Annotated in this window: 14 protein-coding genes and 1 pseudogene; 6 read left to right on the forward strand and 9 right to left on the reverse strand. The window is 73.1% G+C overall.

The genetic code is table 11. The features are described 5' to 3' along the window. Window positions 1–103: 103 nt before the first annotated feature. Window positions 104–532 carry an SRPBCC family protein gene (locus AQJ11_RS44595; RefSeq protein WP_014669095.1) on the reverse strand — a complete coding sequence of 143 codons (429 nt, stop codon included), beginning with the start codon at window positions 530–532 and terminating at the stop codon, window positions 104–106. A gap of 118 nt (window positions 533–650) precedes the next feature. On the opposite strand from AQJ11_RS44595, the gene AQJ11_RS44600 reads away from it, so the two are divergent. Continuing rightward, window positions 651–1190: a CGNR zinc finger domain-containing protein gene (locus AQJ11_RS44600; RefSeq protein ID WP_079082722.1), complete on the forward strand. Its 540-nt coding sequence runs from the start codon at window positions 651–653 to the stop codon at window positions 1188–1190. Between the two features lie 310 nt (window positions 1191–1500). On the opposite strand, the gene AQJ11_RS44605 is transcribed toward AQJ11_RS44600, so the two are convergent. Further along, entirely contained in the window at window positions 1501–2076 is a 576-nt protein-coding gene (locus AQJ11_RS44605) for a TetR/AcrR family transcriptional regulator (RefSeq protein WP_059267334.1), read from the reverse strand. Between the two features lie 216 nt (window positions 2077–2292). Here AQJ11_RS44605 and AQJ11_RS44610 point away from each other — a divergent pair, with 216 nt between their 5' ends. Both AQJ11_RS44610 and AQJ11_RS44615 read left to right on the forward strand, forming a co-directional pair. Further along, window positions 2293–2727: a hypothetical protein gene (locus AQJ11_RS44610; protein WP_014669098.1), complete on the forward strand. Its 435-nt coding sequence runs from the start codon at window positions 2293–2295 to the stop codon at window positions 2725–2727. 161 nt (window positions 2728–2888) lie between these two features. After that, entirely contained in the window at window positions 2889–5936 is a 3048-nt protein-coding gene (locus AQJ11_RS44615; protein WP_059267335.1) for a LuxR family transcriptional regulator, read from the forward strand. Between the two features lie 139 nt (window positions 5937–6075). Here AQJ11_RS44615 and AQJ11_RS44620 read toward each other — a convergent pair whose 3' ends face one another. Further along, on the reverse strand, window positions 6076–8898 hold the full coding sequence (locus AQJ11_RS44620) for an AAA family ATPase (protein WP_059267336.1): 2823 nt from the start codon (window positions 8896–8898) through the stop codon (window positions 6076–6078). Between the two features lie 440 nt (window positions 8899–9338). Continuing rightward, entirely contained in the window at window positions 9339–9689 is a 351-nt protein-coding gene (locus AQJ11_RS44625) for a MerR family transcriptional regulator (protein ID WP_058084618.1), read from the reverse strand. A gap of 631 nt (window positions 9690–10320) precedes the next feature. Here AQJ11_RS44625 and AQJ11_RS44630 point away from each other — a divergent pair. Next, complete coding sequence (locus tag AQJ11_RS44630) at window positions 10321–10695, forward strand: hypothetical protein (protein WP_014669103.1); 375 nt, start codon at window positions 10321–10323, stop codon at window positions 10693–10695. Window positions 10696–10823: 128 nt separating this feature from the next. Here the strand turns inward: AQJ11_RS44630 and AQJ11_RS44635 are convergent, their stop codons facing one another. From AQJ11_RS44635 to AQJ11_RS44650, 4 genes are all read right to left on the reverse strand, one after another. Beyond that, a complete protein-coding gene (locus AQJ11_RS44635; RefSeq protein WP_014669104.1) occupies window positions 10824–11144 on the reverse strand; it encodes an SCO5918 family protein in 321 nt (106 codons plus the stop codon). 62 nt (window positions 11145–11206) lie between these two features. Further along, a complete protein-coding gene (locus AQJ11_RS44640; protein WP_059267337.1) occupies window positions 11207–11512 on the reverse strand; it encodes a CBS domain-containing protein in 306 nt (101 codons plus the stop codon). Between the two features lie 129 nt (window positions 11513–11641). Next, window positions 11642–13114 carry a DEAD/DEAH box helicase gene (locus AQJ11_RS44645; protein ID WP_208616777.1) on the reverse strand — a complete coding sequence of 491 codons (1473 nt, stop codon included), beginning with the start codon at window positions 13112–13114 and terminating at the stop codon, window positions 11642–11644. Window positions 13115–13294: 180 nt separating this feature from the next. Next, window positions 13295–13498 (reverse strand): cold-shock protein, encoded by a 204-nt coding sequence (locus AQJ11_RS44650; RefSeq protein WP_028799214.1) that lies wholly within the window; start codon window positions 13496–13498, stop codon window positions 13295–13297. Window positions 13499–13958: 460 nt separating this feature from the next. Here AQJ11_RS44650 and AQJ11_RS53050 point away from each other — a divergent pair. Continuing rightward, window positions 13959–14102 (forward strand): annotated as a pseudogene (locus AQJ11_RS53050) (DUF5994 family protein); the annotation flags it as partial. Between the two features lie 223 nt (window positions 14103–14325). On the opposite strand, the gene AQJ11_RS44655 reads toward AQJ11_RS53050, so the two are convergent. Beyond that, a complete protein-coding gene (locus AQJ11_RS44655) occupies window positions 14326–16608 on the reverse strand; it encodes an ATP-binding protein (RefSeq protein ID WP_244218679.1) in 2283 nt (760 codons plus the stop codon). 254 nt (window positions 16609–16862) lie between these two features. Here AQJ11_RS44655 and AQJ11_RS44660 point away from each other — a divergent pair, with 254 nt between their 5' ends. Beyond that, window positions 16863–17150, forward strand: a complete 288-nt coding sequence (locus tag AQJ11_RS44660) for a hypothetical protein (RefSeq protein WP_059267339.1) — start codon at window positions 16863–16865, stop codon at window positions 17148–17150. The last annotated feature ends 26 nt before the right edge of the window (window positions 17151–17176 follow it).

A 17176-nucleotide genomic window follows, 5' to 3' on the forward strand; every position in this document is an offset into this window, starting at 1 on the left:
CCCGCGGCGGTCACATGCCGAAGGGGCCGACAGCACGTGCTGTCGGCCCCTTCGGCATGCGGACCCGCCGTCCGTACGAGGTTCTCCCGGGCCCGCAAGCGGCTCACTTCGCCTGGAGAGGGCCCGCGAAGGACTTGCGCAGGGACGAAGGGGCGGCGAGCGGGAGAAGCGAGGCGAGCATCTTGCCCTTGAAGGTGCTCGGCTGCCGCGTCAACTCGACGTCGACCCGGGTGCCGTCGCCCTCGGGGGTCATCCGGAAGACCCAGCCGCCGCCGGCCCCGAAGAGCTTGGAGTCGAGGGTGGTGACGGTGACCGTGTCACCGTCCGGTTCCCAGTCGTAGCGCGCGCGCTCCCAGGCGGCGGCGGTGCCCTCGGTGACCTCGGCCCAGGTGTCGCCGAGGCCGTGGACCTCGAAGTGTCCGGCGTCGATCGTCGGCCAGGCCGTCGCCCGGGAGGGACCGAAGTCGGTCAGCACTCCCAGCACGTCCTTCGGGCTGAGCGTGGAGACGAGATGGAACCGTACGACTGCCATGGTTTCCTCACCAAGAAGTAACTGTTCTGACCGGTGACGTGAGATTCCCACGGTCTCGCGTCACCTGTCAAGGCGGTTACTCTGCAAGGGCGTCCGTTACCTGTGTCAGGAGGATCATGTGAGACATGTGTTTCCCTGCGGGACGCCCGCCCTCGATTTCGTGGGCACCTTGCAGGAGCGGCGTGCGCCGGTCCCGATCGAGCGGATCGGCTCCCCAGGTCTGCTCGACTCCTGGTTCGTGGAATCCGGGCTGCTCGACGAGCGGCCCGCATCCGACCGCGCGGACCTGCGCGCGGCCCTGGAGCTGCGCGAGGCGATCTACCTGCTGGTGCGCGCTCGACTCGTCGGCACTCCCCTTCCCGCCGGCGCGCTCACCGCGGTGAACCGGCGGGCGGCCGGGGTGCCGGTGGCCCTGTGCCTGGGGCCCGGCGGCACGAGCCGCTCCGGTACGGCCGCCCAGGCCCTGGCCGACCTGGCGCGCGAGGCGGTCGAGATCGTCGCGGGCCCCGACTCCGCGCTGCTCCGCGAGTGCGGACACCCCGACTGCACCCACGTCTACCTCGACCGCTCCCGGGGCCGCCGCAGGGAATGGTGTGCGATGCGCACCTGCGGGAACCGCGTCAAGGCAGCCGCCCTGCGGGCACGTCGCCGACAGTGACGGCAGTGACAGTCACGCGCCCCGGCAGACGGGCACACGTGTCCATGCGGGAGGGCCCCTCGTACGGGACCGTCCCCGTGGTCCCTCAGCCCCGGTTCTCGTTCGTCCAGCCCGGCGCGCGGCCCGTACAGGTTCCAGTGCGCCTGCCTGGCCACCAGTGCCCCCTCATTGTCGAAGCCGCCGGCCTGCGGGGAATCAGTCGTTTGACTGCGGCCCGGCGACGGAGGGACGACCGGGCCGGCCCGCTCGCGGGCCGGCCCGGGGACCGAAGGGACCGGATGGGGACGACATGGTCGATGGCCACGAGGTCTCAGTCGAGAACCCGCAGGGCCACGGCGACGGCCGGCTCCAGGAACGCCCGGTCGGCGCGCGCCTGGCTCATGACGTGCAGGCCCTGGATGAACGTGGTGAGGAAGCGCGCCACTTCCACCGGACTGCGCTCGCCGGACAGCTCTCCGCGTACCCGGGCGCGTTCGAGCGCCTCGGCCAGTACGGCCTCGATGGCGGCCATGGCCGTGCGGACCTGCCGCACGGTGCCGTCGTGGGCCGCGCGTTCGACGATCGCGTTGACCAGCAGGCAGCCACGTTCCGGGTCGGCGGCGTCGGCCGTCACCATCGCGAGGAGCAACCGCCGCAAGGCCGTGCGGATGTCGTCCCCCGCCCGCACGTCCCGGTCCAGCGCCGCCACCAGACCTTCGCAGTAGCGTCGTAAGGCCTGGGCGTAGAGACCGTCCTTCGATCCGAAGGCGGCGTACAGGCTGCCGCTGCCGATTCCCAGCAGCTCCGTCAGCCGTGGCATCGGCGTGGCACGGTAGCCCTGTTTCCAGAACAGTCCCATGGCCCGCTCCACTGCCGCGTCGGTGTCGAATCCGCGAGAACGTGCCACGCCGAGATCCTTTCGTGGGTTGCGTCGGGCCCGACTCTGACAGGTGCGGCCACCCGCAGCATGAGTCGATCGACTGCAAACGTGGCACCGCGGGGCGCCTTCGTCCCGTACGCCCGGACCACCACCTTCCATATCGATCCGGGCAGTGAGCATGTCCCCCCGGGTGTTGTGCGGTTAGCCTCGACGCCATTGACGGCAAACAGCCCGAGGACCGACATGCAGCTGCACCTGAACCCCCCGCTGGAGCCTGCCAACGCGCCCCGGCACGCCGCTGCCATCGTCGCGGCGGCGGCCGACATCAGCGGTGCGGAGCTGGACTACAGTCCGGAGAGCATCGATCTGGTGGAGGACATCGTCGACGGTTTCCGGGCCGAAGGCGTGACCGGCGAGGACATGGCGGAATCCCTCGTCGCCTTCGGCTGCTACGTCGGCGAGATCCTGACGCGTCACATCGGCGGAGCCTGGCGGCACGCCCCGGCCGCCCGCCCCGTGGGCGTCCCCATCGTCGTGGAACTGCCCGACGCACGGGAGTGCCACCCGATCGACTGGGTCTTCGGCCGTCTGGAGTTCGGAGCCGACGTCAGCATCCGCGACCTCTACGCGGCGGCGGGCGCGGACAGCGCGTTCCCGGACGAGCCGACATGTGAATGAGCACACGCCCTGGTTCTGGCACATCTGCGTGATGTGGGTGAGGGTGAGGGCGGACGGCATGCGAAGGGGCGGTGGACGCGCGTGCGGGAGGTGAGCACGCGCGGGCGAGGACGGCTGCGGACGCACCCGCGGTGCGCCGGGGGAGTGTGGGAGGGCACGGGATGAGCGCGCACATCGGCTCGTACGACGTCGGTTCGGACGGCACCGGCCTGCTCGGCCGGGAGCGGGAACGGACCATGGTGGCCGCGCTGCTGACGGCCCTGCCCCGCGGCGAGGGGCGGGTGCTCCACCTGAGCGGCGCCCCGGGCACCGGCAAGTCCGCCGTCGTCCGCTTCGCCGCGGCGGCGGCCGGCCGCCAGGGCATACGTGTGCTGACGACGGCGTGGGCACCCGGCGAGCGCGGACTGCGGCATGCCGCGCTGCACCGCCTCCTGCGTTCCGTCCTGACAGGGAGCACCGGCCTGCCGGCCCGCGAACGAGCCCTCCTGGACGCCGCGTTCGGCGGCGGCGTGGCCGCGCCGGGCACCGGTGAACCGACGGTGGCGGGTACGTGTGAACCAGCCGCGCCGGATATGTGTGAACCGGTCGTGCCGGGCACCTCCGCTGTCGCCGGGCCGGTCTCCGCCCGACTGGTTCCGGCGGCCCCAGCGGAACCGGCCGCGCCGGCCCCCGTTCAACTGGCCGCGGCGGTGATGCGCCTGCTGACCGCGGCAGCGGAGCCGGTTCTGCTGTGCGTGGACGACCTCGACCGGCTCGACGGCGCGAGCCGCGACACCCTGCGCGCTCTGGCCCGGCTCTGCGGCGCGACGCGGGTGGGCCTGATCGTCGCCGAGCGCGCCGCCGCCGGCGTCCGGCCCCTTCCGGCCGCCCTCGCGATGACACCGGATGCACTCACGGTGACACTCGGGAGCCTGCCCGCTCCTCAGGCCCGCGCGCTCGTCACCCGTGCGGGCCGGGCCACCGGGTACGCCGAGGAGCAACTCGTCCTCGCCGTGGCGCGGGGCAATCCGCTCGCCCTGACGGAACTCTCCCTGGACGGTGGTCATCTCGGCGACGCGGCGGGCTTCGGCATGCTGCCGGCGACGTCCCGTCTGGCCGAGGCGTACGCGGAGGACGTGGAGGGGCTGTCGGCACCGGCCCGCACCGTGCTGCTCACCGCCGCGCTGAGCGCCTCACCGGTCACCCGGGACATCCTGCGCGCGTGCACCTCGCTGCTGGGCAGCGGCCGGGCGGCCCGCGCCGGACTCGCCGAGACGATCGCCCGCGGACTGGTCGCCGAGTCGGTCGGGGACGTTGGACCGGCTGGGGTCGTTGGGACCGGCGGGGCTGGGGCTGGGGCCGCGGAACTCGATGAGGAGGGCGGCGAGGAGGGCGTCGGGGAGGGCGGCGAGGAGAATCGGCGCCTGTACTTCCCCGAGCCGCTGGTCCGTCCCGCCGTGCTGCACCTGGAGTCGGCGGCCCGGCGCCTGGCCGCTCATCACGCGCTCGGACGCTGCCTCACCAGCCGTCCCCACGCCGCCTGGCACACGGCCCAGTGCGTGGCGGGCCCCGACGAGGAACTCGCGCGCCGGCTGGAGGCGCTGGCGGCCGGCCCGCGTCCGGGCACCGCCGTACTCGTGGCCCTGGCCGCACTGGACCGCGCCGCCCGCCTCTCCCCGGACCCGGAGCGCAGGGCGGCCCGGCTGCTGCGCGCCGCCGAGCTCGCCTGCGACCACGGTCTGACGGACCAGGCGCTCGGGCACGCCCGCCGGATCGACCCGAGCGAGCTGGGGACGTTCGGACGGGCCCTGCTGCTGTGGGTGCACGATCTACTGCCGGGCAACAGCGCGGTCGGCCGGGAGCGGATCGCCGAACTGTGCGAGGCGGCACGCGCCGTCGCCCCGCAGGACCCCGCGCTCACACAGAAGCTGCTGCACGCGGCGGCACGCAGGTGCTGGTGGCAGCAGGCGGGCCCCGGCGAACGCCACATGGTCCTGCGGGCGTTCGAGGACCTGAGGTCCGGGCCCCGGGACGCACGGGACGCCGCCGTCATGGCGCTGACCGCCGCCGTCCCGCTGCCGCAGGCGGTGCCACCGCACTCCGCCCCCGGACCGGCCGACGGCGACGGTGACGGTGGTGGTGACGGCGATGGTGACGAGCAGCATCTGGCCGGCCAGGTCGCCGTCCTCGTTTCCGACCTCGACCGGGCGGCGCCGCTGCTCGAAGAGGCGGAGGCGGCCGTTCGCGCCGGCGGCCGGTACGGGCGCCTGCCGCAGCTCCTCGTACCGAGGGCGATGGGCCAGATCTGGCTCGGCACCCAGTGGCACACCGCCCAGGCGCTGGCCGAGGAGGGCCGGATGATCGCCGGCCGGACGGGGCAGCCCGACTGGGTGGCGAGGGCCACCGGCACGCTGGCCATCATCGCGGCGTTGCGGGGACAGCACGACAAGGCACTGGAGTACGCCGCGGAGGTCGAGGAGGCCTCCCTGCGCCTCGGCCAGAACCGGCAACTCAACCTGGCCGCACTGGCCCGTGCCCTCACCGCGTCCGGCACGGGCCGGTACGTCGAGGCCTACGCCCGGCTGCGCTTCCTGTTCGCCGACCCGGCGGCGCCGTACGCCTTCGAGCAGGTGTGGGGGCTCGCCTTCCTGGCGGAGGCGGCGCTGCCCGCCGGGGAGCAGGCCGACGCCAGGACCGTCGTCGAGCACGTCACGGCCCTGACCGAGGCGGGGCGCGCACCCCTGCCGCAACGGATCCTGGAGTACGCCGACGCGGTCCTCGCCCCGGACGACGAGGCGGAGGTCCGCTACCGCCGGGCGCTGCGACCCGGAGCCGGCGCCTGGCCGCTGCTGCACGGTATGACCCAGTTCGGCTACGGAGCCTGGCTCAGGCGCCGGCGCCGCGTGACCGAATCCCGCACGCCTCTGGCCACCGCCGAGTCCGTTCTCCGCTCCCTGGGGGCCCAGTCCCGCGCGGAGCAGGCGGCGTCCGAGCTGAGGGCGACCGGCCAGGCCACCGACGGGCAGTCAGGCGCGGACGACATCGCCCGCGTGCTGTCGCCGCAGCAGCTCACCATCGCCCGCTTGGCCGCCCGGGGCCTGACCAACCGGGCCATCGGGGAACAGCTGCGCCTGTCACCCCGTACGGTCGCCTCGCACCTGTACCAGATCTTCCCCAAGCTGGGCGTCTCCTCCCGGGCCCAGCTCGCCGCGAGGATCGGCCCGGACTGACGGCCGCGCCCGGCCGCGTGAGGGCCCGGCAGCACCTCGGCGGGTTGTGCCCGCGGGGAGTGGAGCCTGGTCGTGGTCGGGTCCCGCGGCGCGGCGCATCTTGGCGGATTGCCCGCGAGGAGGGGACCCCCGGCTTCGGTCAGGCGGCTTGGGGGTCTCGCAGTGCCTCGGTGAGCTGGGCCCGCGCTGTCACACCCAGGCGGGGGAAGATGCGGTAGAGGTACGCGCCGATGGTCCGCGGCGCGAGACCGAGCTGTTCGCCGACCTCACGGTTGGACAGTCCACGACCGGCGAGTTCGGCGATCCGCAGCTCCTGCGGGGTGAGCAGATCGCGGGCCGCGGCCGGCCGGGACAGGCCCGGGGCGCCGCCGTCCGCCCGTTCCCCGGCGGCCCGGAGCTCCCCGGCGATCCGCGCGAGCCGTGCCTCGGCACCCAGCATGGTGTAGCCGGCCGCCGCCTGGCGCAGCGCCGTACGGGAGTCGGCGAACTGCCGCCGGCGCCGCAGCCGCCTGCCCTGGGCCAGACGCAGCGGCGCTTCGAGGGACGGCCAGCGGGACAGGTCCTCGGCGAAGGCCCGCTCGGACAGCGCCTGAGTGTCCTGGTCGCCCCGGTCACCCTGGTCGTCCCGGTCGTCCGCGAGGACCGCGCGTGCCACCGCGAGCCGGACAGCGACCACCGGGGGACACTCGGCACCCAGGTCCGCCTCGATGCGGTCGAGCGTCGCGAGGGCCTCCTCGGAGGCGTTCTCGGCCTCGGCGGCCTCCGCGAAGGGGACCAGGGCGAACAGGGCCGCCGCGTGGCTCCGCGGGTCCGCCAGGAGGGACGACAACGCCGGCCACGCGGCCCCGTACTCGCCGGCCTCCACCAGGGCACAGGCCGTGCCGACCGCGAGCACCGCGTCGATCGAACGCACCGAGCGCCGGGCCGCCTCCAGGTCGGCGGCACTGCCCGGACGTACCGTGCCGCCGGTGCGCAGACCTCGTACGAGGTCCTCCAGAAGGCGGGCGGCTGCCGCGTGGTGGTCCTGGCCGTACGCCTCGGCGCGTTCCGCGCACCGCCGGAACGCGTGGCCGCTCTGGCCCCGGTCGCCCATGGCCAGGTGCGCCAGGCCCTGCCGGAGCAGCACCCGGGGCAACTGGTCGGACCGGTCGTGGAAGCGGTGGCGGCGCTCCGCCTGCCGGTACAGGTCCAGCGCGCGCAGCGGGTCACCCGCCAGCAGCGCGGCCGCACCCAGGCGTTCGAGGTCGCGTACGGGCACGTCCGCCAGGTGCCGGACGGCGGACACGCCCGCGAGGACGGTCGCGGCACGGCGCACCGGGCCGGCCGTGGCCATGGCGTGCAGCAGCCGGGGTTCGTCCGACAGGTTCGGCATCGCGTCGAGGAAGGCCAGCAGCGCCTCGGCGCGCGCGTCGTCGCCCGCGACCGCGGGCGCCGTGATCCGGGCCAGCTCCAGGGCGTTCTCCTGCTCGGCGGCACCGGCCGGCGCGGGCCAGGCGGCGGGGTCGGCCGGCGGCTGCCCGCCGTTGCCGGTCCCGGTCAGGGCCTCGGCGCACAGCCTGCCCAGGGGGCCCAGCGGTTGGCGCAGTGCCCGGTGCGCCATCGTCCGGGTCATGCGCTCCAGGCCGAGGACATGGGCGAGCTGGGCGGCCCGGAGGGCGCAGCGGCCCCGGTCCGCGGGCAGCGGGTGCAGGTCGGACGCCCGCCGCAGCAGCCGGACGGCCATCAGGGGCTCGCACTGCTCCAGCGCCTGGGCGTGCACCGCCTCCAGGCGGCCGGCCAGCTCCGGGTCACATTCCTGGACCGCCTGCGACCGGTGCCACAGCATCTGTACCGAGCCGGGCGCCAGCACGGCCGCCAGGGCCGCGTGCGCGGCACGGCAGCGCCGCGGGTCGGTGCCGTGGACCACCGCCCCCGCCGTCGCGGGGTGGCCGAAGCGCAGCCGCATGCCGTCGAACGTCACGAGGCCCGCGCGCTCCGCGGGGTCCAGCGCCGTGAAGTCCAGCTCGGCGCCCCCGATCCGCGACGCCGCCGACAGCAGCAGCGGGAGGTCTCCCGCCGGGTGCAGCGCCGCCACCAGCAACAGGTCCCGCGTCCCGGAGGGCAGGTGCGCGGTGCCGGGCGCCAGGGCGGAGGCCAGCCGGTCGGACGAGGCGGGCATGCAGGGCGGCGAGTCCTCGGAACCGGCCGGGAGCTCCAGCAGCGCCAAGGGGTTGCCGGCCGCGGTCGCCAGGAGTTCGCGTACGGCGTGCGCCTCCAGGCCCGGACGCCGCGCCGCCAGCAGCCGGGCGGACGCGGCCGGGTCGAGCGGGCCGAGCGGCAGCCCGGGGAGGCCGGCCAGGGAGGCCGGACGCGTGCGGTGCGGACGGCAGGTCATCAGCAGCGCCAGCGGATGTCCCTCGGCCCGCCGGGCGACGAAGGCCAGCACGTCCCTGCTGGGCGGGTCCAGCGCGTCCCAGTCGTCGACGGCCACCAGAAGGGGCTGTCCGGCGCGGCTGACCGACTCCAGGACCCGGAGAACGGCGAAGGGCAGCCACGACGTCCCGCCCGGCGCGGGGGCGCCGTCGACCAGCACCCTCTCCAGAGCGTCGAGCGGCCCGGCGGCGTCCGGCCCGTGCGGGCCCGTCAGGACCGGCCAGACGATCTGGAGCAGGCCGGACAGGTCGGGCGGGTAGCCGCCCCGGATGCCGGTGCAGCGCAGGACGCGCATGCCGGTGGCCGCCGCCGCCTGGACGGCGGCCTCCAGCAGCGCCGACTTGCCGGCACCGGGGTGCCCGCACAGCACCCGGGCCGCCCCGTGAGCCCTCGCCTCGCGCAGGAACTCCTCCAGCGCCCGCAGTTCCCGGTCGCGGCCGACGAGCCCGGGGTCGTCCGGTAGTGCCCCGCGGCGGGGGGCCACGAGCGACAGCGCGGGCTGCGCCTCCTCGACAGCGGTGAGAGGGGAGAGCCTGGTCTGCGCGTTCATCGTGCCCCCTGTTTCGTGCGAGCGGTCCCGCCCGTCCAGGGAGCGCTCTCGTGCCTGCTCCCATCCCACTGGAGCGGAAGCCGCGGAACCAGGCAGTTGGCATGCAGCTTGCCCGCCGCGGGCCGAACCCCCAGGCAGCGGGCGCGCGGCGGCGTCCCTCGGAACGGTCGCGACCCGCGGGGCACCATGCGCGTTCAAGCACCCTGCACGCGTGTCACCAACGTCCCGGGCCACACCTAGTGTTGGTACCGCCGGTGGCCCTGGTTGTCCGCTCTTATGGGCACGCTGTGGGCACGGCGTCGAAGGACGCCGGCCGAAGCGCTTGCGTGAACGGGCTCTGCGCTCGGCGCCGCTGTCTCCGTCGACCGGTCCTGGCAACCCTGGCGAGTGCCCAGCCACGCGGGCGTATCCGGAACGCCGACTTGCGGCCGAAGGAGAGTTCAGGCGGAGCCGGAGCCGGAACCGCTCGCCGATTGGCTGGCCGCACGACGGTACTCGGCGTTGATGCGCTGCGCTTCCTCCAGCTGGTCCTCAAGGATGACGATCCGGCACGCGGCCTCGATCGGGGTGCCCTTGTCGACGAGCTCGCGGGCGCGCGCGGCGATCCGCAGTTGGTAGCGGGAGTACCGGCGATGTCCTCCCTCCGAGCGGAGGGGAGTGATCAGACGAGCCTCACCGATGGCTCGGAGGAAGGCCGGCGTGGTGCCGAGCATCTCGGCTGCCCGGCCCATCGTGTACGCGGGGTAGTCGTCGTCGTCCAGTCGGTCATTCAGAGGGTTGTCCGATGTCATGTCACCTCGTTGTGTAACGCGTCGAGGGGCCCTGGTGCCGTACGGCACCAGGGCCCCGAAGGAAATTGAACACCATCTGTCGGCCCTACTGCTGTGCCGACCTTCTGTATCCGCTACCGGCCCGGCAGGGCGGAGCGGGGGATCGCAGCTGCGTGACCGGGGACCACCATCCAATCCGGGGCCTTGCGGTACCCGGCCGAGTGCTTCTCGGGCCGGGCGATCCTGATGGCGTCTGCTCCTCCGTTCCTCTCGGTCCAACCGCTGAATGAACCTGAACTGCTGTCGGCAGCTCCTCGACGTGCGAGCCGCCCAGTGCGGCTCTCAGCCCCGTCACCGTTCTGGGAACACTCCGGCTTCGAGGCTCAAGAGCCACACTGATCTGCGTACTTCGTGTTCAGCCACCCGCCAGTTCGTGTCTGGCGGGTCTCGTTCGACCGTGTCTACGAGAAGAAGCGTACCCCTGCTGGCAACGAAAATCTACTCGGACAAGAGTAGATTTCACTCTCCCGGAGGAGGAGGAACCCTGCCGCGACCGTCCCTCGCCGGTTGGCGAAACCGCCCCCTGCCGAGCGCAACCTCCTCAGCCCCCCGGGCGGTTCGGGCACGGGCGGACCGCATAAGCTCTGCTGTCATGTCGAACCCTGATGAGCTGCTCGTCGCCATCTCCGCCGCGGTGGAGTCCGAGCGAAGCAATCAGATGTCGCTGACCGTGATCGTCGGTGGTGCCGTCATCACCGGCCGGCTGGCTCCGGAGGCCGTGTGGAGGGAGCGGGTGGCGGAGGTCCTGAAGGATTCCGACCGCCTCGGCCCGTTCTCGGACCTCTTCGCCCGAGCTCCGCGGGGGAACCGGCCCGGCCGCGGCGAGGCGCCCACGCATCTGCACTTCCATCTCGCCCGGATCGTGCAGGGCAGCCTCGGGATCCCGGAGACGGGCGGCATGTACCGAGTGGCGATCAAGGACGTCAGCGCATGGACCGTAGGAGATCTCATCCACTTCGACCGGTGAGACGCCGTCTTCGCCCCGTTGCCCGGTCGGCGGTTTCCGAGCGGGCGGCGACACAACGGTGGGGGCCCTGCCGACGCGCGTCGGCAGGGCCCCCACCGGGATCCTGAGGGGCGGTCTCCCGCCCGTCCTCACACGGCCACGGGGCCGGTGCCGCCGAGCGGCGCGGACGCGGTTCGAAGGACAGTGGGTCCGCCCGCGCCCACGGGCGCGTCCTCAGGGCGGTCGTGGCAGGTGAAGCCGAGACGCGTCATGGCCCGCACGACTTCACCGGCGGTGAAGTCGCGGGGGTCCTGTCGTGTGATGACCTGGCCCACCTGCTTGACTGGGTAGCGGCGGCGGCCGATGGTCACGGACGCACCCGTGACGAGCTCGGGCCTGACGCCCTTCATCGAGGCCAGCACCCCGGTCCTGGTCAGGTCGAACGGGTATCGGGCGATGACACAGCGCATGATGCCTCACAGGAGAGAAGACACGGGGGAAAAGGAGATCGGGTCGCCCGGGGCGCGACGGATCAACGCGAGAGGGCGGGTACGCCCGGGACCCGGCCGTACTCGCCGACGCCGGGCGTGGGCAGTGGTCCGTCGCGGACGTCCCGCAGACGGATCCGGTCCGTGTACGCGGAACTGTTTCGGACAACGGCGAGCCGGACCCGGGTGACCAAGCCTGTGCTCTCGTCGTCCCCGTCGCACACGGTCAGGTACTCCACACGGGCACCCGCCATGACGGCCAGAGCCACCTCGACGGTCATGTCGTCACTTACCCGAGGACCGTGCCCTTCGGTGTCCTCGACGGCGGTCACGGGAGCGGGGTCCGGCACACGGTACTGCGTCCGCGCTGGCGTCACGGGTGTCTCCTTCGGTAGGGGATGGTCGGCTTGGCGGCCCTCGCGGCCCCGGGAGGCCACGGTGGCCATCGGGAGGCCGGGGGCGCCGGGGACTGCGCCGGCCTAGGCAGCCGAGTCCTTCCCGGGCAGCCGCTGTGCCCGTCGGCGCGCCCCCTCGCCGACGGGCCGGCCCTGCCCGGTGCGGCGCCGGCGGCTGCGGGACGGCGAAGAGCCGCGGCGGGGGCGTTCCGCGACGGGCGCGCTGATGACCACCGGCACACCGGAGGGCGCCTGGGCACCCGTGATGCGGCTCAGCTCCGCCTCGCCCGAGCGGACGGAGGTGATGTGCGGGGTGATGCCGGCCGAAGCCATCAGCCGGGTCATGCCGCGGCGCTGTCCGGGAGTCACGAGCGTGACGACGCTGCCGGACTCACCGGCGCGGGCCGTGCGGCCGCCACGGTGCAGATAGTCCTTGTGGTCGCTGGGCGGATCCACGTTGACGACCAGATCGAGGCTGTCGACGTGGATGCCGCGGGCCGCGACGTTGGTGGCCACCAGGACGGTGACATGACCGTCCTTGAACTGCGCCAGGGTCCGGGTGCGCTGCGGCTGGGACCGGCCACCGTGCAGGGCCGCGGCGCGGACACCGCTGTTCAGCAGGTGCTCGGTCAGCCGGTCCACGGCGTGCTTGGTGTCCAGGAACATGATGACCCGGCCGTCCCGGGCCGCGATCTCGGTGGTCGTGCGGTGCTTGTCCGCGTCGTGCACGTGGAGCACGTGGTGCTCCATCGTGCTGACGGCACCGGCCGACGGGTCGACGGAGTGCACCACCGGGTCGGTCAGGTAGCGGCGGACCAGCAGATCGACGTTGCGGTCCAGGGTGGCCGAGAACAGCAGCCGCTGACCCTCGGGACGCACCTGGTCGAGCAGGGCGGTGACCTGGGGCATGAAGCCCATGTCGGTCATCTGGTCGGCCTCGTCGAGGACGGTGGTGCCGACATCGTCGAGCCGGCAGTCGCCCCGGTCGATGAGGTCCTTGAGCCGACCGGGCGTCGCCACGACCACCTCCGCGCCGGCGCGCAGCGCTTGGGCCTGCCTGCCGAGGGACATTCCGCCGACGACGGTGGCGAGCCGCAGGCTCACGGAGCGGGCGTAGGGAGCGAGTGCTTCGGTGACCTGCTGGGCCAGCTCACGGGTGGGGACGAGGATCAGGGCCAGTGGCCGGCGCGGCTCGGCGCGCCGGCCCGTCGTACGGGCGAGGACCGCCAGGCCGAAGGCGAGGGTCTTGCCCGACCCGGTGCGGCCGCGACCGAGTACGTCACGGCCGGCCAGGGCGTTCGGCAGGGTCGCCGCCTGGATGGGGAACGGCACGGTCACGCCTTCGTGGCCGAGCGTGGCCAGCAATGGCGCCGGCATGGCGAGATCGGCGAACGACTCGACCGCGGGCAACGCGGGCGTGACCGTCTTCGGCAGAGCGAACTCGCCCCGCGCCGGCTGTCGGTTTCCGTAACCGCCGGAGCGGCCTGCGGCGGTGCTTCCTCCGAAGCGGTCGTATGTGCGATCGGTGCGTGCGCGAGTGGTACGCGTTCGGTTCATGCGGAACCTTCCTCGATGCGGGCACGATCAAGGAATTTCCGCAGCAGAATGAGCGACGCAGAGAATCGCGAGAACGGGCCGAAAAATGGCAGGGTGGAAACACCCTGAGAATGACGCGAGCTGGGGCCCGCACCCCAAGGTGCGGGCCCCAGCTGCGAAGTATGCGTCAGTGCCGGTGCGTCAGGCGGGAACGATGTTCTCGGCCGTCGGGCCCTTCTGGCCCTGCGCGATGTCGAACGACACCTTCTGGCCTTCGAGCAGCTCGCGGAAGCCCTGGGTGGCGATGTTCGAGTAGTGGGCGAAGACGTCGGCGCCGCCGCCGTCCTGCTCGATGAAGCCGAAGCCCTTTTCCGCGTTGAACCACTTCACAGTGCCAGTAGCCATGTTGTTCTCTCCTTCGGAGACGGTGTCAGGAATGCGCCTCGTGCGCTTTCCGTGTCGCCGTGATGATCAGCCGTCGGAAAAACCTTCTGGCAACCACACCTGCAACTGATGACGACAGTAGCACGGTGCGATCGGCCTTGTACGGTCGATAATTCCGCTCCGCCGGGCGGTCGAGGAATACTCGCCGTACCCCGCACCAATTTCTCATTTCGCGGGCACAGATATTGCTCTCCCCGGGCATGGCCTTCCTGCCGTGCACTTCCGTCCACAACCCTGTGACCTCGCTCGACGGGAGATGTGCCGCTGCCACCGTCGTCAGCGGACGGCACAACGGCGAACGCGCCCGGGACTCCCATGCCGCAATAAAGGTCACATCCCCCGGGAGGGCCGTTGGAGGTACGAGGCGAGTCGTGGCCGCGGTCGCGCGACATCGGGGCCGAGCCGCCCGAACTGCTGAGCTCTCTTCTCGCTGCTGGTGGTCCCGCCGAACACGACTCCCGAGGCCGCCCGCGCCGCGATGGCGCAGGCTGTCCGGGCGGACAACACCAGCAAGGCGAAACAGATTCTCATCGATACCGGGAGCGGGCGGGAGCTCTATGACTGATGCGCCGCACCTCGACCGAGGCCGGCGAGGTCAGCCGCGCCACTCCACCATGAGCAGTGTCGCGTCATCCGTGGTGTGTCCGCCCCGCGCCCGCCCGTCTACCGTCTGCCGCCTGTCGCTTGCCACCCGCCACTCGCCACCCGCCGACGTCGCCCACCGCGCCAAGCCCGTCTGCCGCCTGTGGCCCGCCGCCCGCCCCCCGTCCCTGTCGACGCGGGCCGCGTCAGGTCTGCTCGGTGGGTGTTGTGGCGGCGTCCAGGTCGTGGGCGTTGGCCCGCATCCGCTCCGCGCGCGGACTGTGGATCGCGTTCAGCAGGTCGGCCGCCCGCAGCCAGCTCTCCCGCGCCCCCGCACGGTCACCGCGCTCCTTCTGCACGGTCGCGAGATGGTCGAGCACCTCGGCCTGGTTGTAACCGTCGAAGGCCTCTCCGTACAGCCGCAGCGACTCCTGGTAGTCCGCCACGGCGGCATCGAGATCGCCGAGGCGTTGTCGGGCGTAGCCCATGGTGTCCCGGGCCGCGGCCTCGATGCGGAGGTTGCCGTGCCGCCGCAGCAGCGGGACCGCCTCCTCGCACAGGGCGATCGTCTCCTCGTACCGGCCGAGGAGGGCGAGGTACCAGCCGACCGCGTTCATCTCGCGGGCCGTGGTGCCCTCATCCCCCTGGGCGCGGTAGATCTCCAGCGCCCTGCGGGCATGGTGCAGGGCCTCGGCGTGGCGTTGCTGACGGCCCCGCACCCAGCCGATGCTCCGCTCGGTGGCCGCGCGATCCACCGGATCCAGCCGGTCCAGCAGCCCGAGCAGCAACTCGACCTGCCGGTCGGCCTCGTCGAGCCGGCCCGTCTCCGCCAGCGCGCGGGCGAGATCCGCGGCGTTCCGCGCGATGGCGGCCGGCTCGTCCAGTCGCAGGGCGGCGTCCAGGCCGATGCGTTTGGTCTCGATCTCCTCCGTCCAGCGGCCCGTGACGGAGTAGTAGGTCACCCAGTCCTGCGTGAGGTTCATGCGGAACCGCAGCAGTCGCGGATCCTCCAGGGAACGCAGCGCCGCCGCGACCGCCGACTCCTCCTGACGGAACCAGACGAGCGCCTCCTCGCGGGTGTCGAGGGGGACGCGCACCACGCCGTCGGCCGGAGGACCGACCGAATCGGAGACGGAGCGCCCCAGCAGCCGGTTGGCCCAGTGGGCGTTGTAGCGCAGGTAGTCCAGCAGACGGCTCTCGGCGCCGAGCCGGTCGTCCCGTTCCCGCTCGACGAGTTCGGCGCCGTAGGCCCGTACCAGGTCGTGCAGCACGTACAGTCCCTCCGCGTCCCGGGACACGAGGTTCGCCGAGATCAGCTCCCGCAGGTGCCGCCGGGCCGCCGCCGTACCGACGTCCGCGAGGGAGGCGGCGGCCTCAGCCGACACCGACGGCCCCGGATGCAGGGCCAGATGCCGGAAGAACCGCGCGGTCCCGGGGGTCAGGGCCCGGTACGACCACGAGAACACGGCACGGACGTCGACGCGCCGGTCACCGCTGGCCAGGGCGTCCAGCCGCGTCCGGGAGTCCCGCAGCTCGCGCACCACCGGTCCCAGCGGAACCTGCGGCGACGCGCTCACCTGCGCGCCCACGATCGCCACCGCCAGCGGCAGGAACCCGCACAGCTCCACGAGCTCCGCCGCCGCCCGGGGCTCCGCCCGGCACCGCTCCTCGCCGATCCTGGCCGCCAGCGCGGCCAGCGCCTCCTCGCGCGACCAGACGTCCAGACCGACCAGCGTGGCGCCCTCGGCCACGGCCAGACCGGACAGCTGACTGCGCGAGGTGACGATGGTCAGACACCCCGCCGAAGCCGGCAACAGCGGCCTGACCTGCTCCTCGTCGCGCGCGTTGTCGAGTACGACGATCAGCCGCCGGGACGCCGCCCGCTCGCGGAACAACGCGGCGCGCTCCTCGGTGCCGGGCGGTATCGAGGAGCGGGGCACTCCGAGCGCGTCGAGAAACCCGGCGAGGGCCGCGCCGGGGTCCAGGGGCCGTCCCGAGTCCTCGAAGCCGCGCAGGTTCACGTACAGCTGGCCGTCCGGGAACCGGTCCGCCACCTGGTGGGCCCAGTGCACCGCGAGTGCCGTCTTGCCGACACCCGCCATGCCGCCGATCGCGGAGATGACGACATGTGCCCCGCGCCCGGCGACGTGTGAGGTGAGTCGGTGGACGGCCGTGAGCGCCTCCGTCCGGCCGCGGAACGTCGCGAGGTCCGGCGGAAGCTGCCGCGGGACCTGTTCCGTGCGCCGCATCGCCGCCTCGACGAAGCGCCGCCGCTCGTCCTCGTCGAGTTCCAGGGCGTCCATCAGCTCGCTCAGCGTCGCCTGCCGCGGCAGGCTCTGCCCCCGTTCCATGTCGCTGATGGCCCGCACACTCACCCCGGACGCCTCGGCCAGGCTCTCCAGCGTCAGCAGCGCACGCTGCCGCGCCGCCCGCAGCAGCCGGCCGAACTCCGCCTTGTCCATCCCCACCCCCAGTTCTGGAATGGTCATTAAAGCAAGAGGCGGGACGGAGCCACCACGCCCGTCCAGGGGGTGGGAGCGCCGGCACCGGTCGCGGAGCCGGGCCCTACGACACGTATGCCGCGACGATCGTCACGACGACAGTCATGTGACGCATGTCGGGACCGGCGTGTCCTGCGCACACTTATGGAGTCAATGACCTTGCCATCGTCGACCAGCCGCAATACACGGCCGCGCCGAACGGCTCATCGTGGCCCTCGCGTATTGCTCGAAGGGCGTTTCTTATGGTCACCAGGACTGTCTGGCTCGTAGGGTTCGCGTTCCGGTCGGAACGGGGCCGACTGGTTCAGCACTTCTACGTCGTCCCGGAGGCGGCCGACGCGGAGGTCGCCCGCGAGGCCGCCCTGCGCAGGGCCGGCGCCCCCCGGGAACGCGCCCTGCGCGGCGGACTCGACATCGAGGAGGCCACCGCCGAGACGCGCCTGCTCGTCCGCGACGGGCTCGGCGTCTGGCGCCTGGGCGGCCGGGGGCCTTCTTCCGGGCAGCCCTCCGTGTTCCCGGCCGCCGTGTGACTCCGGCCGGTCACCTCGCCGCCGGC

Source organism: Streptomyces corchorusii (genome assembly GCF_001514055.1).
Lineage (GTDB): Bacteria > Actinomycetota > Actinomycetes > Streptomycetales > Streptomycetaceae > Streptomyces > Streptomyces olivaceoviridis.